Source organism: Mesorhizobium sp. M7A.F.Ca.MR.245.00.0.0 (genome assembly GCF_003997415.1).
In the GTDB taxonomy this organism is placed as follows: domain Bacteria; phylum Pseudomonadota; class Alphaproteobacteria; order Rhizobiales; family Rhizobiaceae; genus Mesorhizobium.
The window spans coordinates 1-6,734 of sequence record NZ_RZTE01000054.1 but is presented as its reverse complement, the minus strand read 5'-3'; the positions used below and the strand labels follow the sequence as shown (position 1 = coordinate 6,734).

The window sequence follows — 6,734 nt, the reverse complement described above, 5'->3', positions numbered from 1 at the left end:
CGCCGATGACGCCCGTCGAGGCCAGGAAAACCTCCGCTGCCGTGCAGCCGGCCGCCTTCGCCGCCGCCTCGCCGGTCAGCGCGGTCGACTCGCGGCCTTTCCTGCCGGTGAAGGCGTTGGCGTTCCCGGAATTGACGACCAGCACCCGGGCCTTGCCTGCACCGAGATTCTGCCGGCAGAAATCGACCGGCGCCGAAGGGCATTTCGATTTCGTGAACACGCCGGCGACCGCGGTGCCTTCATCGAAGACCATGGTCAAAAGATCGGTGCGGCTCTTGTACTTTATCCCTGCCTCGGCGGTGGCGATGCGCACCCCTTCGATCTCCGGCATTTTGGGGTATTTCTTCGGCGCGAGCGGCGAAATCGTCGTGGACATGGAGGCCTCGGGCGGGAAAAATCGCAGGGGAAGGCCGGTTTGCCCGATAGACCGCGCGGGCGCAAGGGCGTTTTCGTCGCTCTTGCCCGGGAGTTCGAACCCGCTCGTGGTTAGGCCTGCATTTCAAATCCGGTGGCGTCGCCGGGGCCGATGGCGTTATGATCTGCCCCATGGGCAGGCTTGCGATCCTTGCATGGGCATTTCTGGGACTTTTGCTGCTGAGCGCGGATGCGCAGCCGCAACGGCGCGTGGCGCTTGTCATCGGCAACGGCACTTACGCCGAAGCCGGCACGCTGGCCAACCCAGTCAACGACGCCCTCGACATCGCCGACAAGCTGCGCTCGATCGGCTTCGAGGTGATCGAGGGCAATGATCTCGGCAAGCGTGAACTCGAACGCAGCATCGGCGCGTTTTCCGATGCGCTCCAGGGCGCCGGCGCCGGGCTTTTCTACTATGCCGGCCACGGGCTGCAGGTCGAGGGGCGCAACTACATCGTGCCGGTCGATGCCAGGCTGGACGTGCCGGTCAAGCTGCAGCTCGAGGCCGTGCCGATCGACGAAGTCCTCGACATCATGGAACAGCAGACCAAGGTCAGCCTGGTGTTTCTCGATGCCTGCCGCAACAATCCATTTGCCCGCAGTCTCAGCCGCACCGCCACCACGCGCTCGGCGAAGGCGCTGGCCGGGCTGGCGCAGTTCGATTCGACGCGCGGCTCGTTCATCGCCTTCTCGACGGCACCTGGCGCTGTCGCCATGGACGGCAGCGGACGCAACTCGCCCTTCGCCGCCGCCCTGCTGCGCCACATCGCCGAGCCCGGCCAGAGCATCAACGACATGATGATCGCGGTGCGCCGCGACGTGGTTTCGCAAACCCGCGAAACCCAGCGCCCCTGGGAGCAGGGATCGCTGCTCGAACGCTTCGAATTCGTCCCGGACGGACAACCCGCAGAGCCACAAAGGCCGGCCGCGGCGCCGGCGCCTTCGACGGAAGTCGCCGCACTTGAACGCTCCGTCGGCGACGACAAGGGATCGATCGAAAACTTCCTGCGCCAGGACTATCTGGCGCCGGACGCCAAGGCGATGAGTGAGACCGTCAAACGGCTCTACGGCCCGTCGGCGACCATCTTCGGAACCCGCTACGACGCCGACGCCATCGTCAAGGTCAAGGCCGACTGGTTCGCGCAGTGGGCCTCCTGGTCGCTAAGCATGGAGGCCGGCAGCTTGGAGGTCACTCCACAGGGCGAAGATCGCGCCGAGGCAGTCTTTGCGATGCGCTACGACTATCTTCCAAAGGACAAGTCGGCGGCACGCCTGACCGGCAAGGCGCGCGTTACGCTTGGGCTGGTCAAGGTCGACGGCGGCTGGCGTATCGAATCCGAGACATCGCAAGCCCTGCAGTAGACATCGTCCGACGACCGGTCCGGCGGTGTCAGTAAGTTTGTGCCGGTCGCATATTGGTAGGAATTTATTCTTGACTCGGTGAGGGCAGCTATGCTACATTTTTGCCCATGGTGCTGATTTGAGCCAGTGACCCCGCCGCCCCGGCGGGTTTTGCTTTTGGGGCTTCGCAACCGACACGCCGGTCGACTCCAGGGAATAAACTTAACCCCTGCCGCTACCATCCGTTCCTGAAGCTTGAAAACGTGCCGTTTCGTTTGAGCGTCGGGTCACCTATATTGCCGGCGAAGTGTTGGCGAGGACGACAGAGATGGCCGAGGACGCCGATGCGGCGCGCAGATCGATCGGTGCGCGGCGCAACCCTGACAGCGCCGAGGCCATTCTCCAAGCCGCCGAGGACGTGCTGGTCGAAGGCGGTTATGCCGGTTTCTCGATCGAGGCGGTGGCGCGGCGGGCTCGCGCCGGCAAACCCACCATCTATCGCTGGTGGCCGAGCAAGGCGGCGTTGCTGCTTGAGGTCTACCAGCGCCAGAAGCGCGTCGAGGTTCCCGATACCGGGCGGCTGGAGGAGGATCTCGTCGGCTTCCTGAAAAACCTGTTCGCTCACTGGCGCGACACATCGTCGGGAAGCGTGTTCCGGTCGCTGATCGCCGAGGCACAGTCGGACGAGACCGCTGCCGCGGCCCTTGCCGACTACTCGCTGGGCCGACGCTCCCATACCGGCCAGATCATCGAACGCGCCAAGGCAAGGGGCGAAATCCCGGCCGAAATCGATTCAGCTGTTGTCGCAGACCTGATCGCCTCCTTCGCCTGGAGACATCTGTTGACCAACCGGCTCGACGAGAACGAAGCCACCATCGGCAAGGCGGTCAACTACGTGATGCGAGGCATAGCGGCGCCCGCCCCTTAAAAAAACGGCGATGAAAAGGGCGCGGCAACCCCTGGCTGCCGCGCCCTTTTCAAAGAGCTATCAGTCTTACTTGGCGCTTTCCAGCGTATCGACCGTCTTCTTCAGGTTCGCGTCGGGGATCTCGATCTTGGCGCCGGCGCGCAGCGACTTGACCAGCGCGAAATATTTGTCGCGGATGACCGCCTGCTTGGCCTGGTCCTTGACGTCGTCGAAGGCCGGCGGCTGCTTGGTGCGCTTGTCCTCGAGCTTGATGACATGCCAGCCGAACTGCGTTTGCACCGGCTGCTCGGTGTACTTGCCGACCTCGAGCGCGGAGGCCGCCTTGTCGAACTCCGGCACCATCTGGCCAGGTCCGAACCAGCCGAGATCGCCGCCGCTGGTCTTGCCCGAGGGATCGCTGGTGTGCTCGGTGGCGAGCTTCTGGAAGTCGGCGCCGCCGTCGAGCTGCTTGATGATGGCCTCGGCCTCTTCCTTGGTCTTCACGAGGATGTGACGGGCATGCAACTCGTTGGTGGGCGGCGTGTTGGCGATTTCCTGGTCGTAGCGGGCGCGGACCTCGGCGTCGGTGACCTTGTCGACGACGCCCTTCTCGACCATCTCGCCATGCAGCGCGCGCTGCTGCAGGAAAGCCATGCGGCGCTGGAAGTCGGGATCCTTGTCGAGCCCTGATGTGACCGCCTGGGCGGCCATGACACGGATCTCGATGGCAGCCGAGAGCGCTGCGGCACGGCGCTGCTCGGGCGGCAATTGCGCGAACTGCTGTGACAACTCCCCTTCGGCAAGCACCAGATCGGCTTCGGTCAGGGGCTGGCCGTTGACCGTGGCGATAACCTTATTCGGATCGACCGGTGCCGCGGCCGGCGCTGCTGCATCCGCCGGGGCGGGAGCGGTTTGCTGCGCCATCAATGGCGAGAGCGAAAGGGCCGACAGGCCGACGGCCAAGCCAAGGCTGGCGAGCGACGCGCGGCGGAACAACAGGGACATAGGGTGGACTCCGGTGGGGATTGTTAAGAGGGTGCTTCCAGATCGGCCAGATTGTGGCGGAATTTGGCGCAGCCAGCAGGGCCAGCGCGGCGTTGACATCAGTTGAGCCCCCTCTTATCTGTCCAACGACTTTGCGTCCAGAACCGTTTTCCGGGCGCTTTTTGTGTTTGCCAGTGTTCACTAATGTGTTTGCCAGTGTTCACGTGGAATTGATGGGGCCGGCCGGCGCTCATCTCAAGATTGAGAATTCTATCGAAAGGACCATTGGATGGTCAGTCTCGGCGGTCTCGCCCGTAAGGTTTTCGGTTCCTCCAACGACCGTCGGGTCAAATCGACCCGGCCCCGTGTCGAGGCGATCAACGCCATGGAAAACGAGATGCGGGCGCTCTCCGACGAGGAGTTGGTCGGCCGCACCGCGAAATTCCGCCAGGACATCGCCAACGGCGCCACACTCGACGACCTGTTGGTACCGGCCTTCGCCACCGCCCGCGAGGCAGCGCGCCGCGTGCTCGGCATGCGCCCCTTCGATGTCCAGCTGATCGGCGGCATGGTGCTGCACAATGGCGGTATTGCCGAGATGCGCACCGGTGAGGGCAAGACCCTGGTCGCGACGCTGCCGGTCTACCTCAATGCGCTCGCCGGCAAGGGCGTCCACGTCGTCACCGTCAACGATTACCTGGCCACCCGCGACTCCGAATGGATGGGCCGCGTCTACAAGTTCCTCGGCCTCTCGGTCGGCGTCATCGTCCATGGCCTGTCTGACGAGGAGCGAAGCGCCGCCTACGCAGCCGATGTCACCTACGCCACCAACAACGAGCTTGGCTTCGACTATCTGCGCGACAACATGAAATACGAGCGCGCCCAGATGGTGCAGCGCGGTCACAATTACGCGATCGTCGACGAAGTCGATTCCATCCTGGTCGACGAGGCGCGCACGCCGCTGATCATTTCCGGTCCGCTCGAGGACCGTTCGGAAATGTACAACACCATCGACACCTTCATCATCCAGCTGCAGCCGCAGGATTATGAGATCGACGAGAAGCAGAAGACCTCGATCTTCACCGAGGAAGGCACCGAGAAGCTCGAGAACCTTTTGCGCGACGCCGGCCTGCTCAAGGGCGAGTCGCTCTACGACGTCGAGAACGTCGCCATCGTCCACCACGTCAACAACGCGCTGAAGGCGCACCGGCTGTTCCAGAAGGACAAGGACTACATCGTCCGCAACGGCGAGATCGTCATCATCGACGAGTTCACCGGCCGCATGATGCCGGGCCGCCGCTATTCGGAAGGCCTGCACCAGGCGCTCGAAGCCAAGGAGCATGTGGCGATCCAGCCGGAGAACCAGACGCTGGCCTCCGTCACCTTCCAGAACTATTTCCGCCTCTACAAGAAGCTCTCCGGCATGACCGGCACGGCGCTGACCGAGGCCGAGGAATTCGGCAACATCTACGGCCTCGAAGTCACCGAGATTCCGACCAATCTGCCCGTCGTGCGCATCGACGAGGACGACGAGGTCTATCGGACGGTCGAAGAGAAATACAAGGCGATCGTCAGGGAGATCCGCGAAGCCAGCGCCAAGGGCCAGCCGACGCTGGTCGGCACCACCTCCATCGAAAAGTCCGAGCAGCTGGCCGAGCGCCTGCGCAAGGAAGGTTTTACCGATTTCGAAGTGCTGAACGCCCGCCATCACGAGCGCGAGGCGGCGATCGTCGCCCAGGCCGGCAAGCCCGGCGCCATCACCATCGCCACCAACATGGCCGGCCGCGGCACCGACATCAAGCTCGGCGGCAATGCCGAGATGCGCATCGAGGAAGAGCTCGGCGACATGCCGGCCGGACCCGAGCGCGAGGCGCGGGAAAAGGAAATCATTGCCGACATCGAGCGGCTGAAGGAAAAGGCGCTGGCCGCCGGCGGCCTCTACGTGCTGGCCACCGAACGCCACGAATCGCGCCGCATCGACAACCAGCTTAGAGGTCGTTCAGGAAGACAGGGCGACCCCGGCCGCTCGAAATTCTTCCTGTCGCTGCAGGATGACCTGATGCGCATCTTCGGTTCCGAGCGCATGGACGGCATGCTGCAGAAGCTCGGCCTCAAGGAAGACGAGGCGATCATCCATCCGTGGATCAACAAGGCGCTGGAAAAGGCGCAGAAGAAGGTCGAGGCGCGCAACTTCGACATCCGCAAGAACCTTTTGAAATATGACGACGTCTCCAACGACCAACGCAAGGTGGTTTTCGAGCAGCGCATCGAACTGATGGACGGCGAAGGCCTTTCCGAAACGATCGCCGAGATGCGCGAAGGCGTCATCGACGAGATCGTCGCCAAGGCCATTCCCGAAAACGCCTATGCCGAGCAGTGGAACGTTGCCGGGCTGAAGGCCGAGATCGCCGAGTTCCTGAACCTCGACCTGCCGGTCGAGGACTGGGCCAAGGAAGAGGGCATCGCCGAGGACGACATCCGCGAGCGCATCGGGCAGGCCGCCGAAGCCGCCGCCAAGGAGCGCGCCGAGCGTTTTGGCCCTGAGGTGATGAACTATGTCGAGCGCTCGGTTGTGCTGCAGACGCTCGACCATCTGTGGCGCGAGCACATCGTCAATCTCGACCATCTGCGTTCGGTCGTCGGCTTCCGCGGCTACGCCCAGCGCGATCCGCTGCAGGAGTACAAGGGCGAGGCATTCGAGCTGTTCCAGGCCATGCTGGGCAATCTGCGCCAGGCCGTCACCGCGCAGCTGATGCGCGTCGAACTGGTCCGCCAGGCCGCCGAAGCGCCGCCCCCGGAAGCCCCCGACATGTTCGGCACCCACATCGACGGCACCACCGGCGAGAACGACTTCGAAGGCGGCGAAACCGCCCTCCTGGTCCGCCCGGAGACAACCGCCGTCGTCGCTCCCGAGGACCGCGACCCCAACAACCAGGCCACCTGGGGCAAAGTCGGCCGCAACGAAGCCTGCCCCTGCGGTTCGGGGAAGAAGTACAAGCACTGCCACGGGGCGTTCGCGTAAGGGCGCGGCGCTTTTTTCCCTTCTCCCCGTTCACGGGGAGAAGGTGCCCGAAGGGCGGATGAGGGG

The 6,734-nt window shown here is 63.9% G+C and carries 4 protein-coding genes and 1 pseudogene (1 of these 5 running past the window's edge); 3 read left to right on the top strand and 2 right to left on the bottom strand.

All coding sequences use genetic code 11. The features are described 5' to 3' along the window. Window positions 1-376: pseudogene (gene argJ / locus EOB80_RS31215) on the bottom strand (bifunctional glutamate N-acetyltransferase/amino-acid acetyltransferase ArgJ) (it extends 858 nt beyond the left edge of the window). Window positions 377-546: 170 nt separating this feature from the next. Between argJ and EOB80_RS31210 the strand changes: the two are divergent. Then, entirely contained in the window at window positions 547-1,776 is a 1,230-nt protein-coding gene (locus EOB80_RS31210; protein ID WP_127331753.1) for a caspase domain-containing protein, read from the top strand. A gap of 307 nt (window positions 1,777-2,083) precedes the next feature. Beyond that, window positions 2,084-2,683, top strand: a complete 600-nt coding sequence (locus EOB80_RS31205) for a TetR/AcrR family transcriptional regulator (protein WP_127331751.1) — start codon at window positions 2,084-2,086, stop codon at window positions 2,681-2,683. Between the two features lie 66 nt (window positions 2,684-2,749). Here the strand turns inward: EOB80_RS31205 and EOB80_RS31200 are convergent, their stop codons facing one another. Further along, window positions 2,750-3,667, bottom strand: coding sequence for a peptidylprolyl isomerase (locus tag EOB80_RS31200; RefSeq protein ID WP_127321229.1), 918 nt, complete (start codon window positions 3,665-3,667; stop codon window positions 2,750-2,752). 268 nt (window positions 3,668-3,935) lie between these two features. Between EOB80_RS31200 and secA the strand changes: the two genes are divergently transcribed. Next, window positions 3,936-6,668, top strand: a complete 2,733-nt coding sequence (gene secA / locus EOB80_RS31195; protein ID WP_127269308.1) for a preprotein translocase subunit SecA — start codon at window positions 3,936-3,938, stop codon at window positions 6,666-6,668. Window positions 6,669-6,734: the final 66 nt, after the last annotated feature.